Here is a 24,275-nt window from a genome sequence, read left to right as displayed (position 1 = left end):
GATCGGCCGCTCAGGCCGGCCCTGCGCGGAAGGTCCACAGGCGGTTGCCGAGATAGGACCAGAAGAAGACGATCCCCGTGGTGACGATCTGCGCCGGAAGATAGGGAGCGCCCATGCGTTCGATGAAGAGATTCATGAATCCATAGGTGAGGCAGAAGCCGACGAAGGCGACGAGGGCGAAACGCCATGTCGTTTCTTCATGCGGGCGGTCGCTCTCGAATGTGTGACGGCGATTGAGGATGTAGGAGACGATTCCGCCGGAGAGATAGCCGGCGAGCGCGCCCGGAACCGGCGGCCAGGCCAAAAGCTCGACGAGCCCGACGAGCACGCCATAATGGAGCGCGGTCGCGACGACGCCCACCAGAGCGAAGACGGAGAGCTGGCGGGGGAGCGACATGCGCGGACAATCGCATGTTTTCCGCTCCCGCGCGAGAGGCCGGGTCCGCCGATGAGACCGGGGGCGCTCCGCGCCTACTGACGCAGAACCAGCTTTCCGTTTCCCGCCTCGATACGGGACAGGCGCGACAGAAAGGTCATGCCGAGCAGGCTGGCACCGAGGGCGCCGCGCTCGGCCACATAGGCGTCGACGTCGCGCAGCGCGACCTGACCGAGACGGGCCTCGCGCAGCTTCACCCGCGCCATATGGGCGACGCCATTTGCGGTCTGGGCGGGATATTTGAAATCTGCGGGCGCCGGCAGACAGCCGATCGCGGCGGCGTCCTCATAGGACAGCACGACCGTGCTCGCGCCCGTGTCCACCAGCATTCGGACGCGCTGGCCTTCGATTTCGACATTGGCGGAATATTGGCCGAGACGATCGGCGGGAATGATCGCCTCGCCGATCGCGGCGTTCGGCGCCGCCGTCGCGACGGGCGCATAGGCGCGCATCGGGGCGGCATATTCCGCCTGAGGGCGGTAGGGCGCCGTTTTGGCCTGCACCTGGGTGAGAATGTGAACGAGCGATTGAGAGGCGACGAGCGTGAAAAACGCCCCGCCGATGGCGGTGCGGAGGATAGAGCTGGACATCGGCATGGTCCCTGAACGCCGGCGACACACCGCCGGCCACGGAGGGCAAACTAGCCGAGGGACCCTGATCAATACTTAAGGCGTTTTCTCAAACTCGGGCGTGTCGGAGGATTTTGGTCAGCGCTTTTTGGAGATGGCGCGCTGCTCCTGGGCGACCTCCTGATCGGGCGCCGGCTCGCGGAACATCGGCGCGGAGCCGAAGCCTGCGCTCACCACATGCACCAGCGCGGTCCGCACGTCCCAGCCATGATCGGTCAGCGTGATGTCGTAGCAGGCGCGCGGCTCGCCTATGCCGGGTTTCCTGCCCGCCTTCGCCAGTTCGGCGATCACTCTCGCCTTGATCTGCGGGTTGTCGACGAGAGAGGCGAGGCCGCGATCCTGCAGATGATGATCGGTGCTGAAATCGTCGATCATAGAGGTCGTCGGCCTCTCGAACTCGCAGAGATTGGCCAGCAGGCCGACCTGCAGCAGCCGCAGCGCCATGCGCGGCTCGAGCGTGTTCAAATCGCGGGCGACGCGCCGGCGGTCCTTGGCGTCGAGCCGCTCGAACAGCGTGGGCGGCACGCGCTGCTCGATCGTCGCCTCGCCGAAATCCAGCTTGACGCCGGCGATCTCGGCTCCGCGCAGCCCGCCGAAGCGATCGGCGAGAGCCGCGAGTCCGTCGCCGATCGCATTGGCGTTGACGATGGCGAAGCCGATCGCCAGAACGAGGCCCAAAGTCGCGATCAGGCTCTTCAGAGCCGCGAGCGCCTCCTGCATTCCCTTGATATCCATTTCGCCTCCGAAACAGCACGCAATATGTCGCGATGATAGCGGAGGAGGACGCGCTTCGCCATTCGGGGCCGGCGTGAATTCGCCCGCCGCAGCCGAATGGCGATCGTCGTGCTCGAGCAAATCATCGGGATCGAGGTTTCTGCAACGGCTCTCAACGCATGTAGAGGCGCGGCGCTCCACGAGAAGCTCATGTCGCGGATTATTGACACTGCCTCGCCGGCTATTTATTAATTACTCGTTTCATGGAAATAGGAATGAGGCGCCGCCTCATAGATTGATGAATTCGGAGGCTATTCATGGGAACGGCGACGATTTCCTACACTATTCCGCCAGCGTCCGACGGTGTGCCGCCGAACACGAGAGTCGATGTGACGCTCAATCTGACGTACAGCGACACGCTCAACGCGGATGGATCATATACCGTCACCAATGCGACCGGGACCTATAAGGTCGGCAGCACGACCTACAATATCATCGGCGTCGTCGACCCGGCCAGCGCGGCCGGCTTGGCGGAAGGCTCCGACAATCATTTCTGGCCCGCGGGAAACGGGCCGAGCGGCGCTTATGTCAATTTCAACGGGATCAATTTCGTCACCGACAATCCGACAGCGAACGGCAATCAAGCCGTCAGCGGCTACTCGGGCCCGAATGTCGATTTCTATTACGACGCAGGCCGCAGCAGCTATTTTCAGGACACCAGAACCGGGGGCAACTTCAACGCGGCGCAGAGCGTCTCGATCACCATCACCTGCTTTGCCGCCGGGACGCTGATCCGCACGCCGCGCGGCGATGTCGCCATAGAGACGCTGCGCGCCGGCGACGTCGTGCTGACGGCGGAGGGCGAGGAGCGTCCGATCGCCTGGATCGGTCACCGGATCGTCGATTGCGCTCCGCGCGCGCGCCCGCGCGACGCCTGGCCGGTGCGCATCGCGGCGGGCGCCTTTGCGGAGAACCGCCCCGAGCGCGATCTCTATGTCTCGCCCGCCCACGCCCTCTGTGTCGATTTTCTCGGCGAGGTGCTGGTCTATGCCGATGAGCTGGTCAATGGCGCGACGATCGCCCGCGTTCCGACCGACGTCGTCGATTATTGGCATATCGAGCTCGAGAGCCATGACATTCTGATCGCCAATGGAATGCCGGCCGAAAGCTACAGCGCGACCGGCGAGCGCGGCTCATTTTCGGAGAGCTTCGGCGCGGTGCGCGTCGAACGCCTCGCGGCGTCGGATTTCTGCCGGCCTTTTGCGTCGAATGTCGTCGTCGCGGCGATGCGTTTGCAGCTCGAGCGGCGCGCCGAGCAGCTCGGCTACGCCCGCGACTTCGACGCCGATCTGCGGCTCGTCGCCGATGGCGTCGAATATCTGCCGCTGTTGGCCGGCGATTCGGCAGTGTTTCTGTTTCCTAAGGCCGCGCAGGACATTCGCCTGCGATGCGCGAGCTTCACGCCCGCGGATATTCGCTTCGATCGTGACGCTCGGCCGCTCGGCCTGTCGATCCTCGGCCTCTCCGTTTCGGACGGACGCAGCGCCTTTCCGATCGCTCTCGACGATGCGCGTCTGGCTCCCTGCCTCCATCCCGTGGAAGCGAGCGACGCCGCGGACCGGCGCTGGACCATCGGCGAGGAAACGGGGTTGCCGTCGTCGCTCTTCGATACGCTCGCCGGCGCCCATGTCGCGCTCACCATCTCCTTCGACGCCTCGGCGCAGCGTGGATGGAAAGCTCCGGCGGAAACGAACGCTCCGGCGCGGCCTCGGCTCTATGCGGTGCGTTCCGAGGCTCTGGATTCGCGCGCGGCCTGAGCGCGCTCCCTCTCGTCCCGCGCGCTCGTCTCACGGACGCGCGGGCGCGCGGCCTTCGGGGGGAGAGAGCGGCTCGTCGCCGCTGCGCGATTCCCACACGATCTGCAGCTCCGTGCGGGCGACCGGGATGAAGCCGAGGCGCTGAAAGAGCCGGTTTCCATCCTCATTGAGCAGGAAGGAGCGGAAGCGAGCCGGCATATGCGCGATGCGCGCCTCGTCGGCGAGCTCTCGAAGCAGGCGCGCGCCGATTCCGCGGCTGCGCCATTGCGGCATGATCGCCAGATCGACGATATGCAGAGCCTCTACGCCGCGCTCGACGACGAGGCGGCCGACCGGCTCTTCGCCTATTTCCAATATCTCATGGCGAGCCTGTGGAAACTGCGCGTGATAGCCGGCGATCTGCGCCAGGAATTGCTGGCGCAGCAGCATGTCCCGAAGCGACGGGTCGAGAGCTCCGAACTCCTCGCCCGGCGGACGCGACCGACAGAAGAGCTCGAAACGAAACGCCGCATCCGCGGGCGTCTCGTTTCGGCGGCCGAGGCGCATTTCCGCAGTGGGGTCGCTCTCGTCCATCGGCGCGCACGCCGTCTCTCAGGCGGGAGACGGGAAAACGCCTTCCAGAGCGATGATATAATTGATTACCGTGAAGGGGCTCAGCACGGAGACGGGCTGATTGCCGCCGGTCGGTGAGATCATCGACGGCGCCATGGCAACGGCTGTCGCCGGGGTCGGCGGGCCGTAGAGGTTGGTGGCGTTCTTTCCGGCTCCCAGCTCGGCGGGGACGGCGCCCGCGGGGCTGGGCGTGCTCGCGGCGGTCGCTTGCGCGCTGACCAGATGCGTATGCGCCGGCATCTGGCTGGTCGTCAGCGTCGTGCTTTCGACGCCGGCGATCTCGCCGAGCGCATAGAAGCCCAGCCCGGGACCTTGGCCCTGGCCGACAATGGCGCGGCCGCGCAAATCGGGCAGCGCGAAGTTGGTCTGACCATTGCCGCCATAGGTGGTGCCGAGTATGGAGAAGAGCGCGGTGTGCTGCGCAATGCTGAGAAGCTGCCCTTGGCAGAGCGCCCATCCTCTCGGCGCGAAGTTTCCGGCGAATGCGACGATCATTCCGATAAATGGCTCGGACATATTTTGCTCCCGAACTGAAAAACTCCGATAAAGCTCGTCTTGCTACCTCGAGGCGAGAAGCGAGTCCACTGCAACGGTAGCGTCGAATGCGTCGCGCCCGAGACGCCGCTCGAAGCCATGGCGCCCGGCGCACATGCGCTTGCGCCGCGCCGTCGGTTCGGCTAAGGGGCTGTGCTTCATGCACTCGAGCCCGCCGGAAGAGCCGTGGCGCAGTCCAAGAAGCCTGTCGCGATCATCATGGGGTCCCAATCCGATTGGGCCACCATGCGGCATGGCGCCGAGACGCTCGATGCGCTCGGCGTCGGCTATGAGGCGCGCATCATATCCGCCCACCGCACGCCGGACCGGCTCAGCGCCTTCGCCAAAGGCGCCGAGGCGGAGGGGTTCGAGGTGATCGTCGCCGGGGCCGGCGGCGCGGCGCATCTGCCCGGCATGACGGCGGCGCATACGACGCTTCCCGTGCTCGGCGTGCCGATCGAGAGCGCCGCGCTCTCCGGCATGGATTCGCTGCTCTCCATCGTGCAGATGCCGGGCGGGGTGCCGGTCGGCACTCTGGCCATCGGCAAGGCCGGCGCGATCAACGCCGCTCTGCTCGCCGCCGCCATTCTCGCGCGCGGCGACGCGGGGCTCGACGCGCGGCTGAAGGATTGGCGTCGCCGCCAGACCGAGCAGGTCGCCGAGACGCCGAGCGACGATGCGGGAACGAAATGACCAGCCTGCGCCCCGGCGCCACCATCGGAATATTGGGCGGCGGCCAGCTCGCCCGCATGTTGGCCAAGGCCGGCGCGCGGCTCGGCCTGCGCGCTCATGTCTATTCGCCCGTGGCCGATGATCCGGCTTTCGATGTCTGCGCCGCGCGCGCCATCGCCGCTTTCGAGGACGAGACGGCGCTCGCCGAATTCGCCGCGGCCGTCGATGTCGTGACTTATGAATTCGAGAATGTGCCGTCGCAGACGGCGGCTTTTCTCGAGGCGCATTCGCTCGTGCGGCCCAATCCGCGCGTGCTGGCGCTGACGCAAGACCGGCTCACCGAGAAGAATTTCGTCCGCGGCCTGGGCATAGAGACGGCGCCTTTCGAGAATGTCGAAAGCGTCGACATGCTGGCCGCCGCCGTGTCGCGTCTCGGCCTACCCGCCATATTGAAGACGCGGCGCTTCGGCTATGACGGCAAGGGCCAGATCATGCTGCGCGAGGGCGGCGATCTTTCCGCCGCGTTCGAGCAGCTCGGCCGCGCGCCTTGCGTCCTCGAGGGCTTCGTGCCCTTCGCGCGCGAGGTCTCTGTGGTGGCGGCGCGCGGCGCGGACGGCGCCTTTCGCGCCTATGACGTCTGCGAGAATGTCCATGAGCACCATATTCTCGCGCTGACCGTCGCGCCGGCGCGGATTTCGCCGCAGACGGCGGCGGCCGCCGTCGAAATGGCCCGCAAAATCGCCGAGGCGGCCGATTATGTCGGCGTGATCGCAGTGGAGATGTTCGTGGTCGAGACGGCGGGCGGCGAGCTTCTCGTCGTCAATGAGATCGCGCCGCGCGTGCATAATTCCGGTCATTGGACGCTGGACGGCGCCGTGACCTCGCAATTCGAGCAGCATATGCGCGCCGTCGCCGGCTGGCCGCTCGGTTCGACGCGCCGCCATGGCGCGCGCGTGGAGATGCGCAATCTGATCGGCGAGCAAGTCGACGAATGGCCGGATCTTCTGGCGGAGGAGGGGGCCTGCCTCCACCTCTACGGCAAGAAGGAGACGCGCCCCGGCCGCAAGATGGGGCATGTGACGCGGGTGTTCGCGGATCGAGACTGATTTTCGTTTTGTCTCGATTCTCTTCTGCGAAGGATGACGAGACGTGCCCACGATTTTGCATATTGGGTCTTTTCGATTCTTCTTTTACAGTTCCGAAAGGGGTGAGCCGCCCCATATCCATGTCGAGAGCAATGGCGGCTCCGCCAAATTCTGGCTCGATCCGGTCGAGTTGGCGCGCTCTCAGGGATTTCGATCGCAGGAGCTTCAACGACTGCGGCTGACAGTGATCGAGTATAGAAAGACATTCGATGAGGCGTGGAATGCCCGGCACGGCCGCCAGACTTGATCCCGCTGCAGTCGACCTCGAGATCGACGACGCTACGCTGCGCGTTTTTCTCGCGGACGGGCGGGAAATTGCTGCGCCTCTCGAATGGTTTCCTCTCCTGCGTGACGCGGAGCCCGAGCAGCGACGCAATTGGCGGCTCGTCGGTCGAGGCGAAGGCATTCATTGGCCAGATATAGACGAGGATATCTCCGTCTATAATCTTCTCGGCTTGCCGAGTTGACGCTCCGCCTCACGGCGCCTCCGCCACTCTGCGCCGGCCCGCCGCCGCGTCGAGATTGCGCTCCACCAGCGGCGCTATGCCGGCGACGATGCGAGCGACGCCCGCCGCATTGGGATGGATGTGGTCGTCCTGCATCAGCGCCGGATGGCCGAAGACGCCCGCGAGAAAGAAGGGATAGAGCGAGGCGCCCCAGCGCGCGGCGAGCTTCGGATAGATCTGATCGAAGGTCACATTATAGACGAAGCCGAGCTCGGGCTTGGACAGCATCCCGCCGATGACGATTCGAGTTCCGCGCTTCTTATAGCCGTCGAGAATCCAATCGAGATTGCGTGCGACGACGGCCGGCTCGGTCTGCGTGAGCATATCATTGCCGCCGAGCTCGACGATGACGACGTCGGCGTCATATTGCTGCGGCGTCGAGGCGAGGCGCGTGGCCGCGTCAGCAGTGGTGTCGCCGGCCATGGAGCCATTGACCACCTCGACATTGCGATAGCCGTCGGCGCGCAGACGCGCGGCCAGCGCCGGGCCGAAACCATAGCCTTCCGGCACGCCGAGGCTGGTGCTGAGACTATCGCCCAATATCAGCAGCTTCAGCGGGGCGGAGGGCTGGCTCCGCGCGGGCGAGCCATGGGTCGACGCGGAGAGCGCAATGGCGGCGCCGAGAGCGGCGCCGAAGCGGAAAATTTGACGGGCCATTTGGTCACCTCGAACGCCTGAAATGAAATCGAGCGGACGGTAGCGGCGGCGCGTTGACCGACCATGAAAAAAGCCCGGCGCATTCGCCGGGCTCTCGAATCTTTTCAATGCTTTGGCTCGGCCGTTACTCGGCGAACTCCATGATGACCGCATCGACGGCGAGGCTGTCGCCCGGCTTGGCGACGATCTTCTTGATCGTCACGTCGCGCTCGGCGCGCAGCACATTCTCCATCTTCATGGCTTCCACCATGCAGAGCGGCTCGCCGGCCTTCACCTCCTGGCCCTCGACGACATCGACCGTCTTGACGAGGCCGGGCATGGGGCAGAGCAGATGCTTGGAGACGCCGGCGCTCTTCTTCTTCGGCATCAGCGCATTGAGCTCGGCCTCGCGCTGGGTGAAGACGCGGGCGTCCACGGCGACGCCCTGGTGCGAGAGCTGGAAGCCGTTGAGGATCGGCCGCACCTGCACATAGATGGAGGCGCCGTCTATGGCTCCCTCGAAGACGGGATCGCCCGGCCGCCAGGAGGAGGAGATGCGCCGCGTGCGGCCGTCCTCCTCCTCGAAATGGACAATCAGCGCCTCGCCCTGCGTGTCCAGAGTCACATGGAACAGCTGCTCGCCGAGCGCGCAGACGCGCTTGCGCTCGAATTCGAGCGGCCGGCCATGGGCGAGCTGGCCGCTGATCAATCGCTTGCGTTCATTGCCGATGTGGTCGACCAGGGCGGCGACGGTCGCCAGCACGTGGGCGACCTCGCCATCCGGCTGCGGGGCGGCGAAGCCGCCTGCATATTCCTCCGCGATGAAGCCGGTGGAGAGCTGGCCCGAGCGCCAGCGCTCATGCTGCATCAGCGAGGCGAGGAAGGGGATGTTGTGGCGAATGCCGTCGATCACGAAGCGATCCAGCGCATTGCCCTGGGCGTCGATCGCCGCGAGGCGGTCGGGGCCATGGGTGACGAGCTTGGCGATCATCGGATCGTAATGGATAGAGATCTCGCGGCCTTCCGCGACGCCCGTGTCGTTGCGGACGGTGATCGCGCCCTCGCGTTTCTCCGCCGGCGGGCGGTATTTCACCAGACGGCCGATGGAGGGCAGGAAGTTGCGGGTCGGATCCTCGGCGTAGATGCGGCTTTCCACCGCCCAGCCGTTGATCGTCACCTTCTCCTGGCGCAGCGACAGCGGCTCGCCGGCGGCGACGCGAATCATCTGCTCGACGAGATCGACGCCGGTGATGAGCTCGGTGACCGGATGCTCCACCTGTAGGCGGGTGTTCATCTCGAGGAAGTAGAAGCTCTTGTCCTGGCCGGCGACGAATTCCACCGTGCCGGCGGAATCGTAATCCACCGCCTTGGCGAGGGCGACGGCCTGCGCGCCCATGGCGGCGCGGGTCTCCTCATCGAGGAGCGGCGAAGGGGCTTCCTCTATCACCTTCTGGTTGCGTCGCTGGATGGAGCACTCGCGCTCATTGAGGTGGATCACATTGCCGTGCTTGTCGCCCAGCACCTGAATTTCGATGTGGCGCGGATTGACGATGAATTTCTCGATGAAGACGCGGTCGTCGCCGAAGGAGGAGGCGGCTTCGGAACGGGCGCGGTTGAAGCCCTCGACCACTTCCTCTGCCTTGAAGGCGACGCGCATTCCTTTGCCGCCGCCGCCGGCCGAGGCCTTCAGCATGACCGGATAGCCGATCTCATTGGCGATGCGGACCGCTTCCTCGCCGTCCTGGATAACGCCGAGATAGCCGGGAACGACATTCACCTTGGCGGCGGAGGCGAATTTCTTCGACTCGATCTTATCGCCCATCGCCTCGATCGCGCGTGGATTGGGGCCGATGAAGACGATGCCCGCCTCTGCCAGCGCCGTGGCGAAGGCGGCGCGCTCGGAGAGAAAGCCGTACCCCGGATGCACGGCCTCGGCGCCGGTCTCCTTGCAGGCCGCGACGATCTTGTCGATGAGCAGATAGGATTGCGCAGCAGGGGGCGGGCCGAGATGAATGGCCTCGTCGGCCATTTCGACATGAAGCGCGTCGGCGTCGGCGTCGGAATAGACTGCGACCGTCTTTATGCCCATGCGGCGGGCGGTCTTGATGATGCGGCAAGCGATCTCGCCACGATTGGCGATCAGGATTTTACGAAACATGCGCGCCCCGATACATGCGGAACGGCGCGCCTGCCTTTCTCGACCAGCGAGAAAAGTGGGCGCGCCGGGATTTGGTCTTCCTCAGGCCTTGGTCTCGGTCGGATCGTCCGGATGGTTGATCTCCACCCGGTCGACGATGCCGAATTCCTTGGCCTCTTCGGCGGACATGAAGTGATCGCGATCGAGCGTCTGCTCGATCGTGTCATAGTCCCGGCCGGTGTGCTTGACGTAGATTTCGTTGAGACGCCGCTTGATCTTCATAATATCCTCCGCATGGCGGAGGATATCCGAGGCCTGGCCCTGGAAGCCGCCCGAAGGCTGATGGACCATGATGCGGGCGTTGGGCAGAGCGATGCGGTTGCCGGCCTCGCCGGCGCAGAGCAGCAGCGAGCCCATGGAGGCCGCTTGGCCAATGCAGAGCGTCGCCACTTTGGGCTTGATGTATTGCATCGTGTCGTAGATGGCGAGACCGGAGGTCACCACGCCGCCCGGCGAGTTGATGTAGAGAAAAATCTCGCGCTTGGGATTTTCCGCCTCGAGGAAGAGGAGCTGGGCGATGATGACCGAGGCCATATGGTCCTCGACCTGGCCGGTCAAAAAGATGATTCGCTCGCGCAGCAGGCGCGAATAGATATCGAAGCCGCGTTCGCCGCGGCTCGTGTTCTCGATCACCTGGGGGATCAGATATTGGTTGTAGACGTCGATCGGATCACGCATCTGTTTGCGCCTTTTTTAGATTTGACTGGCCTGCGAACCGGGCCCCGCGCGGCGGGGGCATGGCGCTCCCGGCCTCGCGGCGGCCTCTTCGACCCGCCGTCTTTCTCCCGATTTGGAGCGAAAGCCACGAGCCAGCTTTTGACTCGTTGGTAGCATATTGCGGCAGGCCGTCCAGACACAAACCGCAAAAGGGGCGGGCGGAAACCCCGGGGCCACCCTTAAGGGCCCCGGGTCGGCGGGCCGGATCAGACGGCGGGCTGGGCCAGATCGTCGTCTTCTTCGGCGGCCAGCAGCTCTTCCTTGGTCACGGTCTTGTCGGTGACGCTGATCTTGGCGACCAGATGGTCGACGACGCGCTCCTCATAGAGGGGGGCGCGAATCTGGGCGAGCGCCTGCGGGTTGTTGCGGTAATAGTCCCACACCTGCTTCTCGCGGCCGGGGAAGGCGCGCACGCGCTCGACCAGCGCATCGGTGACGTCCTTGTCCTCGACGGTGACGCCGGCGCCCTGGCCGATCTCGGCCAGCACCAGGCCGAGACGCACGCGGCGCTCGGCGATCTTGCGATATTCCTCGCGCGCCGCCTCTTCCGTCGTGTTCTCGTCCTCGAAGCTCTTGCCGGAGCGCTTGCGCTCTGCCTCGAGCTGGTTCCAGATCGTGTCGAACTCCTGGGCGACGAGGCCATCGGGCAGCTCGAAGCTGTATTTCTTGTCGAGAGCGTCGAGCAGCGAGCGCTTCAGCTTGGCGCGCGAGGCCTTGGCGTAATCCGCCTCGAGATTGCCGCGCACGGCGAAGGTCAGCTCGGCGAGCGATTCGAAGCCGTATTTGCTGGCGAAAGCGTCGTCGATCGGCAGCTCCTTCGGGCCGGCGACGGCCTTGACGGTCACGTCGAACTCGGCGTCGCGGCCGGCGAGCGTCGATACGCCGTAATCCTCCGGGAACTTCACCTTGACGACGCGCTGCTCGTCCTTGGCCGCGCCCTCGAGCTGCTCCTCGAAGCCGGGGATGAAGGAGCCCGAGCCGAGCACCAAATTCACATCGCCGCCCGTGCCGCCCTCGAAGGGCTCGCCGTCGAGCTTGCCGGTGAAGTCTATGGTGACGCGGTCGCCCTTGGCGGCGGCGCCTTCCTTATCCTCATATTCGCGGATGCGGTCGGCGAGATCGGAGATCGCCTTCTGGACCTCCTCCTCCGAGACCTCGGCGATGGGACGCTCGATGGCGATGTCGTCGAAGCCGCCGAGCTCGATCGCCGGCAGCACCTCGAAGGCGACGGAATAGGAGAAATCGCCCTCGGCCTCGAGCGCCTTCTCGACCTCGGCCTGATCGGTGGGGAAATCGAGCCGCGGCTCCATGGCGACGCGCAGGCTATTGTCCTCGACGATCTTGCGATTGGCCTCGTTGACGGCCTCCTGCAGGACCTCGCTCATTATGCCTTTGCCGTAGATCTTCTTGAGATAGGAGATCGGCGCCTTGCCGGGGCGGAAGCCCTTGATCTGCGCCTTGCCGCGCAGCTCGACAAGCTGCGACTCGAGCTTGGCGGCGAGGTCGCCGGCCGGAAGCACCACTTTGAACTCGTGTTTCAAGCCCTGCGACAGGGTCTGCGTCACCTGCATGTCGTTTTCGCCTTCTCGAATCTCGACCAGTCCGGCGTGCGCCGGGAAAATATCTCTGCCGCCGGCGCGCGTCGGATGGTGCGGGCGGAGGGAGTCGAACCCCCACGACTTGCATCACCGGAACCTAAATCCGGCGCGTCTACCAGTTCCGCCACGCCCGCGCCCCGACGCGCAAACGCCCGACGAGCCGCCGGCTCGCGGGCGCAACGCCAAAGGACCGAAGCCACGAGCCAAACGGCGTCGAAACGTCGCGGCGACAATCGAACGCCGGCTTCGAAACGTCGGCGTCGACGCGCGAACGCCGCCACGCGCCGGCTCAGGCGGTGGGCTCTATAGCACGACGCGCCGCCGGCGCTAAAGAAAATGTCATCGGATGGATGCTAACCGCTTCTCGGTTGAAAGCCGCGCGCCGGTCTGGCCATATGCGGCGGCGAGAATCGGAGCCCCCATGCCGTTCAATTGTTCACGCCGCGCATTTTTGGGCTCGGTCGCCGCGACCCTCGTCTCGCTCGACGCCCGCGCCGAGCCGCCCGTCGCCGGGACCAAGATGGCCGGGCTCACGACGCTGGAGGCGCGCAAGGGGACGGCGCGCCTGCTGCCGGACCACGCCCATGCGACGGAAATATGGGGTTTCGAGGGGAAGACGCCCGGCCCTGTGCTGCGCCTTTCGCAGGGAGAGGAGCTCGCGGTCGGCCTCGTCAACCGCCTCGACGCGCCGCTCTCCATTCATTGGCACGGGATGCGCGGCGACAACGCCATGGACGGCGTCGCGCCGCTGACACAGGCCGAGGTCGCGCCCGGCGCGCGATTCGACTATCGCCGGCGGGCGCTCGACGCCGGGCTCTTTTGCTACCGCCCCTCGGTTTTCGGCGCGACGCCGGAACTCTGCGGCCGCGGACTGAAGGGGCTTCTCGTGGTCGATGAGCCCAAGTCATCGCTGAAGCCGCTCGAATCCGGCGCCGATCTGCTGCTCGCGCTCGACGATTGGCGACTCGACAAAAATGGCGTGATCGAGGGCGATTTCGGCGCGGCCGCCGCGGCGGGCGGGGCCGGGCGCATCGGAACTCTGGTCGCCGTAGACGGCGCTCCGGCGCCGGCGCGCCGCGATTTTTCGCCCGGCGCGCGCATCCGTCTGCGCTTGGCCAATCTCGCCAATGCGCGAATCATGTTCGTCGGCTTCGAGAATATTCAGCCTTTCGTCGTCGCCGTGGACAGCCAGCCCTGCGACGCTTTCGAGCCAGTGCGGCGCACGATCCCCGCCGCGCCGGGCGCGCGCTTCGAGCTGATGTTCGATCTACCGCGGGCCGAGAACGCAGTCGCCAAGCTCGTCTTGCGCGGGGTCGACGAGGCCGATCGCGATCTCGCGATCTTCACCACGCGCGGCGCCGCGGCGCCGGCTCGCCCGCCAATAGCGGCGGCGCCGCAAAATCCGCTGCTGCCCACAGAGATCAAGCTGCAAGCGGCCAAGAAGGTCGATCTGCTGATTGAGCCGCCGGCGTCGCCGGGGTCCGGCTGGCGCATCAATGGCGCGGCGAGCAAGGCCTATGGCGGGCCGCCCTTGTTCCAGGTGAAGCGCGGGAGCCCGGTGACGCTCGGCTTCGTCAATCGCGCCGCGGTCCCGGTCGTCATGCATGTGCACGGCCATTGCGTGCGCCTTCTGCATGACCTCGACGATGGATGGGAGCCTTATTGGCGCAATGGCGTCGTCGTGCCGCCGGGCAAGACCAAGCATGTCGCCTTCGTCGCCGACAGTCCCGGCAAATGGGCGGTCCATGACGATATTCTCGAGCATGAGGCGGCCGGGCTCGCCGCTTGGTTCGAGGTCAAGTGAGCGCGAGCCTTGTCGGTTGCGCGTCGCCGCGGCCCCATGCAATATCGCGGAATAATGTCGTCGCGCTCCGAAAAGCGAGCAGATCGAGGACTTTCGCGATGATCGGGGTAACTCTACGATAACCCGTCTCGATTAATAGCATATAATGGCAGTGAGATCGGGCTGGTCGAAAAGGATGAGCTCCCGGCGGGGCGCGATAGACGTCGACTTGCGAAATCAATCCCGGAAAAGGCCATGACGGCAGCCTTCGAGCATGAACGCCGAAATCCGCGCGAGTTCCCAGATTGGGAGTTCGAGACTCTCGACGTCGGCTACGAGGTCGAGAGCCGATCCGTTTGGATGAGCTATAAAGAAACTGCTCCGCATTGCTATACGCTGAAGATGCTTCTGGAAGCAGTCGCTCTGCGCGAATCGCTGAAGGAGCTCGTCAATGCGCCCTGCGGCGCGCAGTGGCCGATCCGCTATTTCGTGATGAGCTCGAACAAGCCGGCGGTTTTCAGCCTGGGCGGCGATCTCGCCACCTTTGCGGCCGCCGTCCGCAAGCGCGACAGAGATAGTCTGCGGACCTACGCCTATGTCTGCATCGACGTGATGTATGGGCTGACCTCCGCGCTCGGATTGCCGATCGTGACCCTCGCCGCCGTCCGCGGCCAATGCTTCGGAGGCGGATTCGAGGGCGCGATGGCGACCGACTTCCTGATCGCCGAGGAGAGCGCCAAGCTCGGCGTTCCGGAGGTCGCCTTCAATACTTTTCCCGGCATGGGGGCCGTGAGCTTCTTGAAGCGTCGGCTAGGGGTGGCGCTGGGCGAGCAGATCATCGCGACCGGCGCCGCTCACACTGCGGTAAAAATGCACGAGCTCGGCGTCGTCGACGTGCTGGCGCCGGACGGGGGCCTGCGGGAGACCACGCTCGCTTGGATGTGCGAGGGCGGCGAGGAGCGTTGGCTGCGGCGCCGGGCGCTCGCAGACCTGCGTCGTTCGTGTTTTCCGATCACGCGCGAAGAGCTTTTGCGCGTCGTCGACTTGTGGGTGGATTGCTCGTTTTCGATCGGAGAGCCGGATTTGCGTCATATGGAGAGATTGGTCGCCGCCCAGGGGCGCCTCTCTGGCCAGAAGACGAAATCGGCATAATTGCGCGCCGCCGTTCGGAGTCCGTCCGCGGCGCTCAACTCGAAAGACGGTTTCATGCGGGCGTCGAACGTAAATGCGAACGACACAGAGGCTTGCGAAGCGCGCGAGGAGATTTATCGCGACCTCGTGGACACGCTTTTCGGAACGCCCGGCTCATTCGCGGCTGGCCTGGTCGGGGGACTGATCGCGCCGGTGAGCGCCTGGCTGATGACCGGGCGCGAGGTCTATGTCGTTCTGACGATCGTCATGATGTGTTTTGCCGCATACCGGCTCTACGTCCTTTATTCCCACACGATGACGCCGCGCGATATCCGCCGTCGCGACGCGCAGCTCTGGGAGATCCGCTACGGGATCGGCGGCGTCGGCTTCATGACCGCCGTCGGCGTCAGCGTCGCGATTCTATTTTCGGAGCACCATGACGAGATCGGCGGCTATTACGGCATAGTGATCATGATGAGCGGCGTCGGAATGCTGGCTGGACGCAACGCCGGCAGTCCGAGGATCGTCTATGCGCAGATGATCGGTCTCTGCACGCCGCTGACGGTTGCGGCCCTCATGCACGACGATCTGCGTTATTGGGGGCTCGCCTCTATCTTCGTCCTCGTCATGGTCTCGCTGCGCTCGACGACGAAATTCCTTCACGGGAATCTCGAATCGGCTCTGCGCAACGGACGCGACGCCGATACGCAGCGGCGCCGCTTCAAATCCGCCTTGAACAGCATGACGCATGGTCTGTGCATGGGCCGCGCGGACAAGTCGCTCACTGTCGTCAATCGGCGCATGTACGATTTCTTCGGCCTCGACCCGCAGAATATGCCGAAGGACCTCGCAGCGCTGACGGACATGATCGGCGACAGCACGAAAATGTCGCGCGAGGATGCGCGAATTTTCCTGGAGCAATGGACGTCGCGCACGTCGCTTTCGCGCACCGACGTCTTCTCGCGCGAGATCGGCGCGCGAATCTTCGATTTCCGCTGCGAGCCGGCCGACAATGGGGCTTTCGTCACAGTGGTCGAGGATGTGACCGAGCAAAGACGCGCCGCGCGCGAGATCGAGCGGATCGCCCATTTCGACACGCTGACCGGATTGGCCAATCGCTTCCAGTTTCAGCAGCGGCTGGAGCGGGATCTTCGGCACATTCGCAAACGCGGATTGAGCCTCGCGCTCTTGTGCATCGACCTCGATCAGTTCAAGGAGGTCAATGACACGCTCGGCCACACGATCGGCGATCGGCTCTTGTGCGCGGTCGCCGAACGTCTGCGCGAATGCGTTCGGTCCGTCGATATGGTGGCGCGCTTCGGCGGCGACGAATTCTGCATTCTCATGCATCCCACCATAGAGACGCCGCCTGCGGACGCGTTGGCGCGCCGCGCCATAGAGGCGATCGGCCGCCCCTATGTCGTCGAAGGACATACGATCGTGATCGGCGCGAGCGTCGGCCTCTGCGTCGCGCCGCGGGACGCGAGCACGGCCGAGGGCCTTTTGAAATGCGGCGATCTCGCAATGTATAATTCCAAGGCGGCCGGACGACGGCAGGCGCTCTGGTTCGATACGGCGATGGAGGATGCGCTGGTTAGCAAGCGGCGCATCGAGCGCGAATTGCGCGAGGCGCTGCGGACCGAGGCGCTCGAGGTTCATTATCAGCCGATCTTCGACGCCCGCGATCAATCGGTGTCCACCTGCGAGGCCCTGACGCGCTGGCGCCATCCGCAATTGGGTTATGTGTCGCCCTCCGCCTTCATTCCGATCGCCGAGGAGACCGGCATGATCGTCGAGCTCGGCGAATGGGTGCTGCGCCGGGCCTGTCGGGACGCGCATCTGTGGCCGTCCGAGGCGCGCGTCGCGGTGAATTTCTCGTCGCGGCAGTTTCAGCAGCCCGATTTGATCGACAAGGTCCGCAACGCGCTCGACGTCGCTGGATTGGAGCCGAGCCGGCTCGAGATCGAAATCACCGAATCCACGCTCATGCAGGATACGGAGGACGCCGCCGACAAGATCGCGGGTCTGCGCGCGCTCGGCGTCCGCTTGTCGCTCGACGATTTTGGAACGGGTTTCAGCAGCCTCGGCTATCTAAATCGTTTTCCGGTCGACAAGGTGAAGCTCGACCGCAGCTTCGTCTCGGATCTGAGCGCTTCGAGCAAGACGCAGGCGATCATCGGCGCGGTCTCGCTGCTGACCGCCGAGCTCGGGATCGACCTCGTGGCGGAGGGAGTCGAGACGAATGAGCAGAGGGCGCTCCTTCTCGCGAAGAACGTCCATCTGATGCAGGGGTTTTTGTTCAGTATGGCGAAGCCGCAGGCGGAGCTGGCTCTGCTCTTCGCCGGCGTTTCGCGCGGCGGCAAATTGAAGGTCGTCGCCTGACCGAGGTTAGGCCGCAGGCGCCCCACGAAATGCGGGCGCCTGCCGTTTGTCTGGTCGTCGTCTCAGACGCGCCGGCTCGCCGCCGTCGTCGTCTGCCGACGCACTGGCGGCGCGCTGATGCGCTGCGCGCGAAACATGCTGTAGGAGGAATTGTAGCGGCGCCCGCATTGCCGCACATAGCTCTCCGCTCCCATGAGGCCCTCGCCATTTTCGACGATGTGCTTGACGAGGCAGAGCTCCTGCATCTGCTCGGCGGTCAGTATCTCGCTATTTTCCATGAGCCGCTCCGCTTTCACGAAGCCGAGCTTCTGCGCCAGCGCGCCATAGACGCCGACCGCCGAGGCGAGATCGGCCTCGAAGCAGAAGCGCGCGTAGCGATCGGCCACCAGCATCGAGCAGGAGAGGGCAAAGTCGAGATCCGCTCCGTTCAGATAGGTTCTTGCCCATGCGATTGAGATCACCGGAGCGTCGAGGATGAGGCGCGCCGTCGCCGACGCCAGCTCGTCGAAGCCGTCCGCCGCGACAGCGCGAGCGTCGTCGCAATGCGCAAAGTCGAAAACCAGATATTTCAGGCCCGGCAGATGGCCCTCCGAAATTCTCCGGAGCAACAAGGCCAGCCCGTCGATGCTGTCGCGATCGAAACCGCAAGCGAGTTTGCTCACGAGGATCGTATCGAGCTCATCCATGCGATGGATTTCCAGCGACGAGCGCTGGCGGATGAAATCCAGCGGATCCGAAAAGTCGGAAGGTGAAACATAAGTCTCGGCAGCGACAGCGGAGGTGATGTCGTTCTTCGAAACAACCGCATTCATGTTTCGTCTCCTATCTCGAAAGGTTTCATAATTCTTACCGGATTACTTAAATTTTTAAAGAAATTTCGGCTGCGTCTTCGGTTATGGTTAACGCTTCGGTCCGAAATTTACGTACGTACTCCAAGGATTCGCGCCGACTGAGCAGGCTGCGACTTTTTGCCGCTAGACGGGTGCTCGACCGTTGGAAGTCCCGCCCGAAAGAGCGGATTACGCGCGAACGGCGACGAAAAAGGGCGAAGCCGGACGCCTCATCGGCGTCGGCTGTCGCGGCGTGGCCGCGGCATTTTCCCGCGCTCGGGTTCGCAGACGAAAACTTCGTCCCTATCTCGATGACAGTGTGTGCTAAAAGCCGGGAGCGACATTCGGCCGCCCGGGCCGAGTCGCAGCGCGGTCATCGACGCCACTCTCGGCGAGAGTGCTGCAGCCGCTCGCAGAAGCGGCGAAAACGAAGGAGAGGGAGAGAAAAGATGAATCTTCGACTTCTGGTCGCTCTTGCCCTGGCGACGGCCGGACTGGTCGGCGAGGCCCATGCGCATGGCGGCGTGAGCTCCGACACTGGCCAATGCATCATGAAGATCGGCCCCGATACGATGAACTTCACCGGCTATCAGCCGCTGAAGTCACGCGAGGTGTTTTGCGACGACATTCCCGATGTCGGCCCGACCATCATCGTGCTGGACGCCGTGCAGGACGAGCTGCGCGACATGGAGCTGGAAATCCGCATTCTTCGCAATGTCGGCCAGAGCGACGACAACGAGAATTTGGAGCAGAACACGGAAGTCTACGTGCCGCCGAAGAAATACCGCACGGGCACGCTGAATTTCGAATACAATTTCACTCAGAAGGGCAATTTCATCGGCCTGGTGAAAGCCAAGGCCGACGACGGGCGTGAATATGTCTCGCGCTTCCCCTTCGCGGTCGGCACGACCGAGGACAAGAACATCATTATCGCCGTGTTCTTCGCCGCGCTCGGCCTCGTCGGCTTCGGGCTCTGGTACAAGAGCAGCTTCATCGACAAGAAAAAGAAGTCCGCCTGACTTCGATCGGCGCGAAAGCTCCGGTCGGGCGAGCGCCCGGCCGGAACGCTTCAGGCGAGTTCCACCAAACGGCCGTCGCTGAGCGTGATCCGGCGATCCATCTGATCGGCGAGATCGAGGTTATGCGTCGCCACCAGCGCGGCGAGGCCGGTGTTGCGCGCCAGCGTCATCAATGTCGCGAAGACATGCTCCGCGGTGCGCGGATCGAGATTGCCGGTCGGCTCGTCTGCGAGCAGCAATTGGGGCGCATTGGCGACCGCGCGGGCGATGGCGACGCGCTGCTGCTCGCCGCCCGACAGCTGCGAGGGCGAGTGCTTCGCCCGGGCTCCGAGCCGTAGATAATCGAGCAATTCCGTGGCGCGCCGCTCCGCTTCGCGACGATCCAGCCCGTTGATCGCCTGCGGCAGCGCGACATTCTCGAGCGCGGTGAATTCCGGCAGAAGATGGTGGAACTGATAGACGAAGCCGATCGTCGAGCGGCGCAGGCTGGTGCGCTCATTATCGCTCATGTCGGAGGTCGCCAGCCCGGTGATGAGCACCTCGCCATCGTCGGCGCGCTCCAGCAGGCCGGCGATATGCAGCAGAGTGGATTTGCCGGCGCCCGAAGGCGCGATCAGCGCCACCGTCTCGCCGGCCGCGAGCGTGAGATCGGCGCCGATGAGAATGTCCAGACGCCCGTCGCCTTCGCGATAATGGCGGGCGACGCCGGAAAGCTCGAGAACTGTCATGGGCCTCACTCGTGGCGCAGGGCGTCGATCGGATCGAGGCTCGCCGCTTTCCAGGCAGGATAGATGGAGGCGAGAATGGCGAGCACGAGCGTCATGACGACGACGAGCGCCACCTCGCGCGGCTCGACGATCGAGGGCAGGCGCGACAGAAAATAGAGCTCCGCGGGAAACAGATTGGCGTGCATCAGCTTGTTGAGCAGCAGCCGGATCGTGTCGAGATTTTTGGCGAGCGTCAATCCCAGCAGAAAGCCGGCGATGTCGCCGACGACGCCGATGGACGCGCCGATGATGAGGAAGATGCGCAGCACTGCGCCGCGCGTCGCGCCCATTGTGCGCAGAATGGCGATGTCCGAGGATTTGTCCTTCACCAGCATGGTGAGGCCGGAGATGATGTTGAGCGCCGCCACCAGCACGATCAGCGTCAATATGATGAACATCACATTGCTCTCGACCTGCAGCGTGTCGAAGAAAGTTTTGTTGCGCTGCCGCCAGTCGGTGAGCATCATCGGCCGATCGATATTGGCGTCTATGTCGGCGCGGAACTTGTCCACGGCGTCCGGCGCGTCGAGAAAGGCCTCGATCACCGTCGCCTCATTCTCGTGATTGAAGAAGAGCTGCGACTCGGCGAAGGGCATGTAGACGAAGACGCGGTCATATTCCGACATGCCGATCTGGAAGATCGCCGTCACCGGATAGGCTTTTATGCGCGGCGCGACGCCGAAAGGCGTCGATGCGCCCTTGGCGATGAGAATGCTGATATTGTCGCCGACGCGCACGCCGAGTGTCTCGGCGAGGCGCTGGCCGATGGCGACGCCGCCGGCGCTGTCGAAGCCCTGGAACGTCCCGTCCTTCACATTGCCGGCGAGGCCCGGCAGACGCAGAATGTCCTGCTCGCGTATGCCGCGCACCAGCGCGCCCGACTGCCCATAGGGGGAGGAGACGCCGGCCGCGCCTTCGACCATGGGCGCGACGAGCTTGACGCCGGGCAGGCGCTGCATCCGCGCCGTGACCTCGGCCCAATCGGTCAGCGGCCGCTCGGCCGCCTGCACGAAGGCGTGGCCGTCTATGCCGACGATCTTGTCCATCAGCTCGCGGTGAAAGCCGTTCATCACCGACATGACGACGATGAGCGTCGCCACGCCCAGCATGATGCCGAGAAAGGAGAAGCCGGCGATCACCGAGACGAAGCCATTGGCGCGCCGCGCCCGCACATAGCGGAAGGCGACCATCCATTCGAAGGGCGCGAAGGCGCGCAAGCGCGGCGGCGGCTGGGTCTCGACCACGGAGGACAAAGTAGATTCGCTCATTTCGGCATTGTGCCCATCCGCTCGAGCCTTTCAAGCGCGCCACAGAAATGGGCGTTTCTCATGTGAGAGAGGCGAATCGAAGGCGAAGGCGCGGGTCGTCGCCGGCATGACGGAAAACCGACAGCGGGCCTAGAGCCGAGCCTGCCGAGGCCAGAAAAATTAACGTCTGGCCCTTAATTTGCTGCACTGCATTCACCACCTCGGCATCGGCGGTGGGCAATCGAGGAGACGAGAAATGGGTTCGATCGCCCAGGCGAAGAGCAGCGCTCATAAGGCGCACGGCGCTGTCCACGACAATGTCGAGCTCGATCGTTTCGAGCTCGATCTCGAAGACGGAACGGCCGTCGCCTATTACCGCATGGCGCCCGGCGCCATCGTCTTCACCCATACCGAGACGCCGGCGGCGCTGCGCGGCAAAGGCGCCGCCTCGGAGCTGATCCGCGGCGCGCTGCAATGGGCGCGGGCGCGCGGGCTGAAGGTCGTTCCCGAATGCTCCTTCGTGGCCGATTATATCGCGCGCCACCCGGAGTTCGCCGAACTGGTCCTGCGCAAATCGGCCTGACGCGGGCGCTCTAGCCTTCGTCCGAGAGCGAGAGCCACTGATCCTCCGCCTCGGCCAGCGCCGAGGCGAGATCGGCCCGCTGCTGGGCGAGGCGATTGGCCTCCTGCGGATTGCGTGAAAACGCGCTCGGATCGGCCAGCGCGGCGTCGACGCGCGCCAATAGCTCTGCGAGCTTTTTCATGCGCTCTTCCGTCGCCGCCAGCTTGCGGCGCATCTGGCCGGCGTCACGCTTGCCATCGACCCGGCGCGGCTTTTCGCGCGGCTCCTCCTCCTTGCGCTGCTCGCGGGCGTCGCCATTGGCGCGCGCCAGAACGTATCGCGCATATTCGTCGACATCGCCGTCGAAGGCCTTCACCGTGCCGCCTTCGACGAGCCATAGGCGATCGGCGCAGGCCTCCAGCAAATAGCGATCATGCGAGACCAGCACGATCGCGCCCTCATGGGCGTTGATCGCCTCGACCAGCGCGGCGCGGCTGTCGATGTCGAGATGGTTGGTCGGCTCGTCGAGAATGAGCAGATGCGGCCCGTAGAATGAGGCGACGCCGAGCAGCAGCCGCGCCTTCTCGCCGCCGGAGAGGCGCTCCACCTTCGTGTCCGCCCGCGCGCCGGAAAAGCCGGTCTGCGCCGCCCGCGCGCGAATGCGCGCCTCGGGCGCGCCGGGCATGAGCGCGGCGAAGACGGAGTAGGGCGAGTCCTTCTCGTTGAGATCGTCGACCTGATGCTGAGCAAAAAATCCCGCCTCCAGCTTGGCGGCGCGCACCATATTGCCGCTCTTGGGCTCGAGCCGCCCTGCCAGCAGCTTGGCGAAGGTCGATTTGCCGTTTCCGTTGGAGCCCAGCAATCCGATGCGATCGTCATTGGAGAGGCTGAGCGACAGGCGCGACAGCACGGTGCGCTCGCCATAGCCGACGCTCACATTCTCGAATGCGATAATCGGAGGCGACAGCGGCTTTTCCGGCGACGGCAGATAGATCGGCAGCACCTCGTCGTCGACGACCGCCGTGGCCGGTCCCAGCTTCGCCAGCATTTTGAGACGTGACTGCGCCTGACGCGCCTTGGTCGCCTTGGCGCGGAAGCGATCGACGAAGGCTTGCAGCTCGCGGCGGCGCTCCTCCTGCTTTTTGCCGGCCTTGGCGGCGAGCGCGCGCGCCTCGAGCCGCTGCGCCTCGAAGGAGCTGTAATTGCCCTTGTAGATCGTCAGCTTGCCGCGCTCGAGATGCAGAATATGCGTCGCCACCGCGTCCAGCAGATCGCGATCATGGCTGATGACGACGACATTGGCCGGATAATGCGCGAGATAATCGACGAGCCAGAGCGTGCCTTCGAGATCGAGATAATTGGTCGGCTCGTCGAGCAGCAGCAGCTCCGGCTGCGAGAACAGCACCGCGGCGAGGGCGACGCGCATCCGCCAGCCGCCCGAAAATTCCGAGAGCGGGCGCCGCTGCGCCTCGGCGTCGAAGCCGAGGCCGGAGAGAATCGCCGCCGCCCGCGCCGGCGCCGCATGGGCGTCTATATCGACGAGGCGCGTCTGGATTTCGGCGATCTCATGCGGGTCGGTCTCGGTCTCGGCGCGCTCCAGCAGATCGGCGCGCTCCACGTCGGCGGCGAGCACGAAATCGACCAGCGCCGTCGGCCCGCCCGGGGCCTCCTGCTCGACGCGCCCGATCTTCAGTCTGGCGGGCAGGGAGATGGTTCCGGTCTCGCCGGCGATCTCGCCGCAGATGATTCGGAACAGCGTGGTCTTGCCGGCACCGTTGCGGCCGACGAAGCCCGCGCGCGTCCGCGGCGGCACGAAGACCGAGGCCTTGTCGAAGAGCAGCCTCTCGCCGAGCCTGTAAGTGAGATCGTCAATGGAGAGCATGGCCTCGCCTCTAGGGCCTTTGCCGGCGATGTGCAACGTCGGCGCCGCCGAAGCCTCGCGCTCGGCTTGTGAGAAGGCCGTCTTGACGCTTGTCAGCCCGAGCGCAGCCCTCTATATCTGCGCCCGCTTCGCGCCGCCCGCTGGACGGCGCAGCCCGCGCCCATCGTCTAGAGGCCTAGGACGTCGCCCTTTCACGGCGAAAACACGGGTTCGATTCCCGTTGGGCGCGCCAATGAAAATCGAGCATTACAGCCGCCATCGGATTTTGCCGTCCGAATCGGCCGGAGTAGGCGGGTGAATCTCGGCGTGGCGGCCGGCGTCCCAAATCGGGGTTTGCGCCGGGTCGATGGTCGTGCCCCCACCGGTGGTGTAGCAGCTCGGGAGCAAGCCGCTTGCGACGCGCGCTTTTCATAGCGCCGTAGCGAGCGAGCGGCTTGCGGCGGCCACCGGCGATTCTCC

The 24,275-nt window shown here is 64.8% G+C and carries 23 protein-coding genes and 2 tRNA genes; 11 read left to right on the top strand and 14 right to left on the bottom strand.

Annotated elements, in window-relative coordinates; genetic code table 11:
- Positions 1–10: 10 nt before the first annotated feature.
- The 3 genes from FMZ75_RS14665 to FMZ75_RS14655 form a co-directional block, all read right to left on the bottom strand.
- Entirely contained in the window at positions 11–397 is a 387-nt protein-coding gene (locus tag FMZ75_RS14665) for a GtrA family protein (protein WP_108918513.1), read from the bottom strand.
- Between the two features lie 74 nt (positions 398–471).
- Positions 472–1,026, bottom strand: a complete 555-nt coding sequence (locus FMZ75_RS14660; RefSeq protein WP_246728986.1) for a TIGR02281 family clan AA aspartic protease — start codon at positions 1,024–1,026, stop codon at positions 472–474.
- Positions 1,027–1,143: 117 nt separating this feature from the next.
- Positions 1,144–1,800 (bottom strand): hypothetical protein, encoded by a 657-nt coding sequence (locus FMZ75_RS14655; RefSeq protein WP_166143816.1) that lies wholly within the window; start codon positions 1,798–1,800, stop codon positions 1,144–1,146.
- A 296-nt stretch (positions 1,801–2,096) separates the two neighbouring features.
- Between FMZ75_RS14655 and FMZ75_RS14650 the strand changes: the two genes are divergently transcribed.
- Positions 2,097–3,596: a Hint domain-containing protein gene (locus FMZ75_RS14650; protein ID WP_108918560.1), complete on the top strand. Its 1,500-nt coding sequence runs from the start codon at positions 2,097–2,099 to the stop codon at positions 3,594–3,596.
- Positions 3,597–3,626: 30 nt separating this feature from the next.
- On the opposite strand, the gene FMZ75_RS14645 is transcribed toward FMZ75_RS14650, so the two are convergent.
- Entirely contained in the window at positions 3,627–4,169 is a 543-nt protein-coding gene (locus FMZ75_RS14645; RefSeq protein WP_142862550.1) for a GNAT family N-acetyltransferase, read from the bottom strand.
- Between the two features lie 18 nt (positions 4,170–4,187).
- Positions 4,188–4,724, bottom strand: coding sequence for a phage tail protein (locus FMZ75_RS14640; RefSeq protein WP_142862551.1), 537 nt, complete (start codon positions 4,722–4,724; stop codon positions 4,188–4,190).
- A 237-nt stretch (positions 4,725–4,961) separates the two neighbouring features.
- Here FMZ75_RS14640 and purE point away from each other — a divergent pair, with 237 nt between their 5' ends.
- From purE to FMZ75_RS14620, 4 genes are read left to right on the top strand one after another with little or no spacing between them, the layout of a single operon-like run.
- The gene (purE, locus tag FMZ75_RS14635; RefSeq protein WP_166143874.1) at positions 4,962–5,435 is read left to right on the top strand and encodes a 5-(carboxyamino)imidazole ribonucleotide mutase; all 474 of its coding nucleotides are present in this window, start codon (positions 4,962–4,964) and stop codon (positions 5,433–5,435) included.
- Positions 5,432–6,520 carry a 5-(carboxyamino)imidazole ribonucleotide synthase gene (locus FMZ75_RS14630; protein WP_166143814.1) on the top strand — a complete coding sequence of 363 codons (1,089 nt, stop codon included), beginning with the start codon at positions 5,432–5,434 and terminating at the stop codon, positions 6,518–6,520. The genes purE and FMZ75_RS14630 overlap by 4 nt, the downstream gene beginning before the upstream one ends.
- 43 nt (positions 6,521–6,563) lie before the next feature.
- Positions 6,564–6,806 carry a DUF4160 domain-containing protein gene (locus tag FMZ75_RS22180; RefSeq protein ID WP_166143813.1) on the top strand — a complete coding sequence of 81 codons (243 nt, stop codon included), beginning with the start codon at positions 6,564–6,566 and terminating at the stop codon, positions 6,804–6,806.
- Entirely contained in the window at positions 6,781–7,026 is a 246-nt protein-coding gene (locus tag FMZ75_RS14620; protein ID WP_142862554.1) for a DUF2442 domain-containing protein, read from the top strand. Before FMZ75_RS22180 ends, FMZ75_RS14620 begins: the two co-directional genes overlap by 26 nt.
- Before the next feature lie 9 nt (positions 7,027–7,035).
- On the opposite strand, the gene FMZ75_RS14615 is transcribed toward FMZ75_RS14620, so the two are convergent.
- From FMZ75_RS14615 to FMZ75_RS14595, 5 genes are all read right to left on the bottom strand, one after another.
- A complete protein-coding gene (locus FMZ75_RS14615) occupies positions 7,036–7,722 on the bottom strand; it encodes an arylesterase (RefSeq protein WP_142862555.1) in 687 nt (228 codons plus the stop codon).
- Positions 7,723–7,846: 124 nt separating this feature from the next.
- Complete coding sequence (locus FMZ75_RS14610; protein WP_166143811.1) at positions 7,847–9,859, bottom strand: acetyl/propionyl/methylcrotonyl-CoA carboxylase subunit alpha; 2,013 nt, start codon at positions 9,857–9,859, stop codon at positions 7,847–7,849.
- An 81-nt stretch (positions 9,860–9,940) separates the two neighbouring features.
- On the bottom strand, positions 9,941–10,576 hold the full coding sequence (locus tag FMZ75_RS14605; protein ID WP_142862557.1) for an ATP-dependent Clp protease proteolytic subunit: 636 nt from the start codon (positions 10,574–10,576) through the stop codon (positions 9,941–9,943).
- A 245-nt stretch (positions 10,577–10,821) separates the two neighbouring features.
- A complete protein-coding gene (gene tig, locus FMZ75_RS14600) occupies positions 10,822–12,186 on the bottom strand; it encodes a trigger factor (protein ID WP_166143809.1) in 1,365 nt (454 codons plus the stop codon).
- Positions 12,187–12,262: 76 nt separating this feature from the next.
- Positions 12,263–12,347: transfer RNA gene (locus FMZ75_RS14595), tRNA-Leu, on the bottom strand.
- 287 nt (positions 12,348–12,634) lie between these two features.
- Here FMZ75_RS14595 and FMZ75_RS14590 point away from each other — a divergent pair.
- The 3 genes from FMZ75_RS14590 to FMZ75_RS14580 all read left to right on the top strand — a co-directional run bounded on the left by FMZ75_RS14590 (position 12,635) and on the right by FMZ75_RS14580 (position 17,509).
- Positions 12,635–14,017, top strand: coding sequence for a multicopper oxidase family protein (locus tag FMZ75_RS14590; protein ID WP_166143807.1), 1,383 nt, complete (start codon positions 12,635–12,637; stop codon positions 14,015–14,017).
- Between the two features lie 234 nt (positions 14,018–14,251).
- Positions 14,252–15,148 (top strand): crotonase/enoyl-CoA hydratase family protein, encoded by an 897-nt coding sequence (locus tag FMZ75_RS14585; protein WP_166143805.1) that lies wholly within the window; start codon positions 14,252–14,254, stop codon positions 15,146–15,148.
- Positions 15,149–15,202: 54 nt separating this feature from the next.
- Complete coding sequence (locus tag FMZ75_RS14580; protein ID WP_166143803.1) at positions 15,203–17,509, top strand: bifunctional diguanylate cyclase/phosphodiesterase; 2,307 nt, start codon at positions 15,203–15,205, stop codon at positions 17,507–17,509.
- Positions 17,510–17,571: 62 nt separating this feature from the next.
- On the opposite strand, the gene FMZ75_RS14575 is transcribed toward FMZ75_RS14580, so the two are convergent.
- Complete coding sequence (locus FMZ75_RS14575; RefSeq protein WP_166143801.1) at positions 17,572–18,321, bottom strand: enoyl-CoA hydratase; 750 nt, start codon at positions 18,319–18,321, stop codon at positions 17,572–17,574.
- A gap of 467 nt (positions 18,322–18,788) precedes the next feature.
- Here FMZ75_RS14575 and FMZ75_RS14570 point away from each other — a divergent pair, with 467 nt between their 5' ends.
- Complete coding sequence (locus FMZ75_RS14570; RefSeq protein WP_142862563.1) at positions 18,789–19,358, top strand: hypothetical protein; 570 nt, start codon at positions 18,789–18,791, stop codon at positions 19,356–19,358.
- 50 nt (positions 19,359–19,408) lie between these two features.
- On the opposite strand, the gene FMZ75_RS14565 is transcribed toward FMZ75_RS14570, so the two are convergent.
- The gene (locus FMZ75_RS14565) at positions 19,409–20,086 is read right to left on the bottom strand and encodes an ABC transporter ATP-binding protein (RefSeq protein WP_142862564.1); all 678 of its coding nucleotides are present in this window, start codon (positions 20,084–20,086) and stop codon (positions 19,409–19,411) included.
- Between the two features lie 5 nt (positions 20,087–20,091).
- On the bottom strand, positions 20,092–21,393 hold the full coding sequence (locus FMZ75_RS14560; RefSeq protein ID WP_166143799.1) for a lipoprotein-releasing ABC transporter permease subunit: 1,302 nt from the start codon (positions 21,391–21,393) through the stop codon (positions 20,092–20,094).
- Between the two features lie 235 nt (positions 21,394–21,628).
- Here FMZ75_RS14560 and FMZ75_RS14555 point away from each other — a divergent pair, with 235 nt between their 5' ends.
- Positions 21,629–21,955: a GNAT family N-acetyltransferase gene (locus FMZ75_RS14555; RefSeq protein ID WP_166143797.1), complete on the top strand. Its 327-nt coding sequence runs from the start codon at positions 21,629–21,631 to the stop codon at positions 21,953–21,955.
- Between the two features lie 10 nt (positions 21,956–21,965).
- On the opposite strand, the gene FMZ75_RS14550 is transcribed toward FMZ75_RS14555, so the two are convergent.
- On the bottom strand, positions 21,966–23,816 hold the full coding sequence (locus tag FMZ75_RS14550; protein ID WP_166143794.1) for an ABC-F family ATP-binding cassette domain-containing protein: 1,851 nt from the start codon (positions 23,814–23,816) through the stop codon (positions 21,966–21,968).
- Between the two features lie 156 nt (positions 23,817–23,972).
- Between FMZ75_RS14550 and FMZ75_RS14545 the strand changes: the two genes are divergently transcribed.
- Positions 23,973–24,048: transfer RNA gene (locus tag FMZ75_RS14545), tRNA-Glu, on the top strand.
- The last annotated feature ends 227 nt before the right edge of the window (positions 24,049–24,275 follow it).

The organism is Methylosinus sp. RM1 (genome assembly GCF_011378635.1).
Lineage (GTDB): Bacteria > Pseudomonadota > Alphaproteobacteria > Rhizobiales > Beijerinckiaceae > Methylosinus > Methylosinus sporium.
The sequence above is the reverse complement of the archived record's forward strand: the minus strand, read 5'-3'. Positions and strand labels throughout refer to the sequence as shown.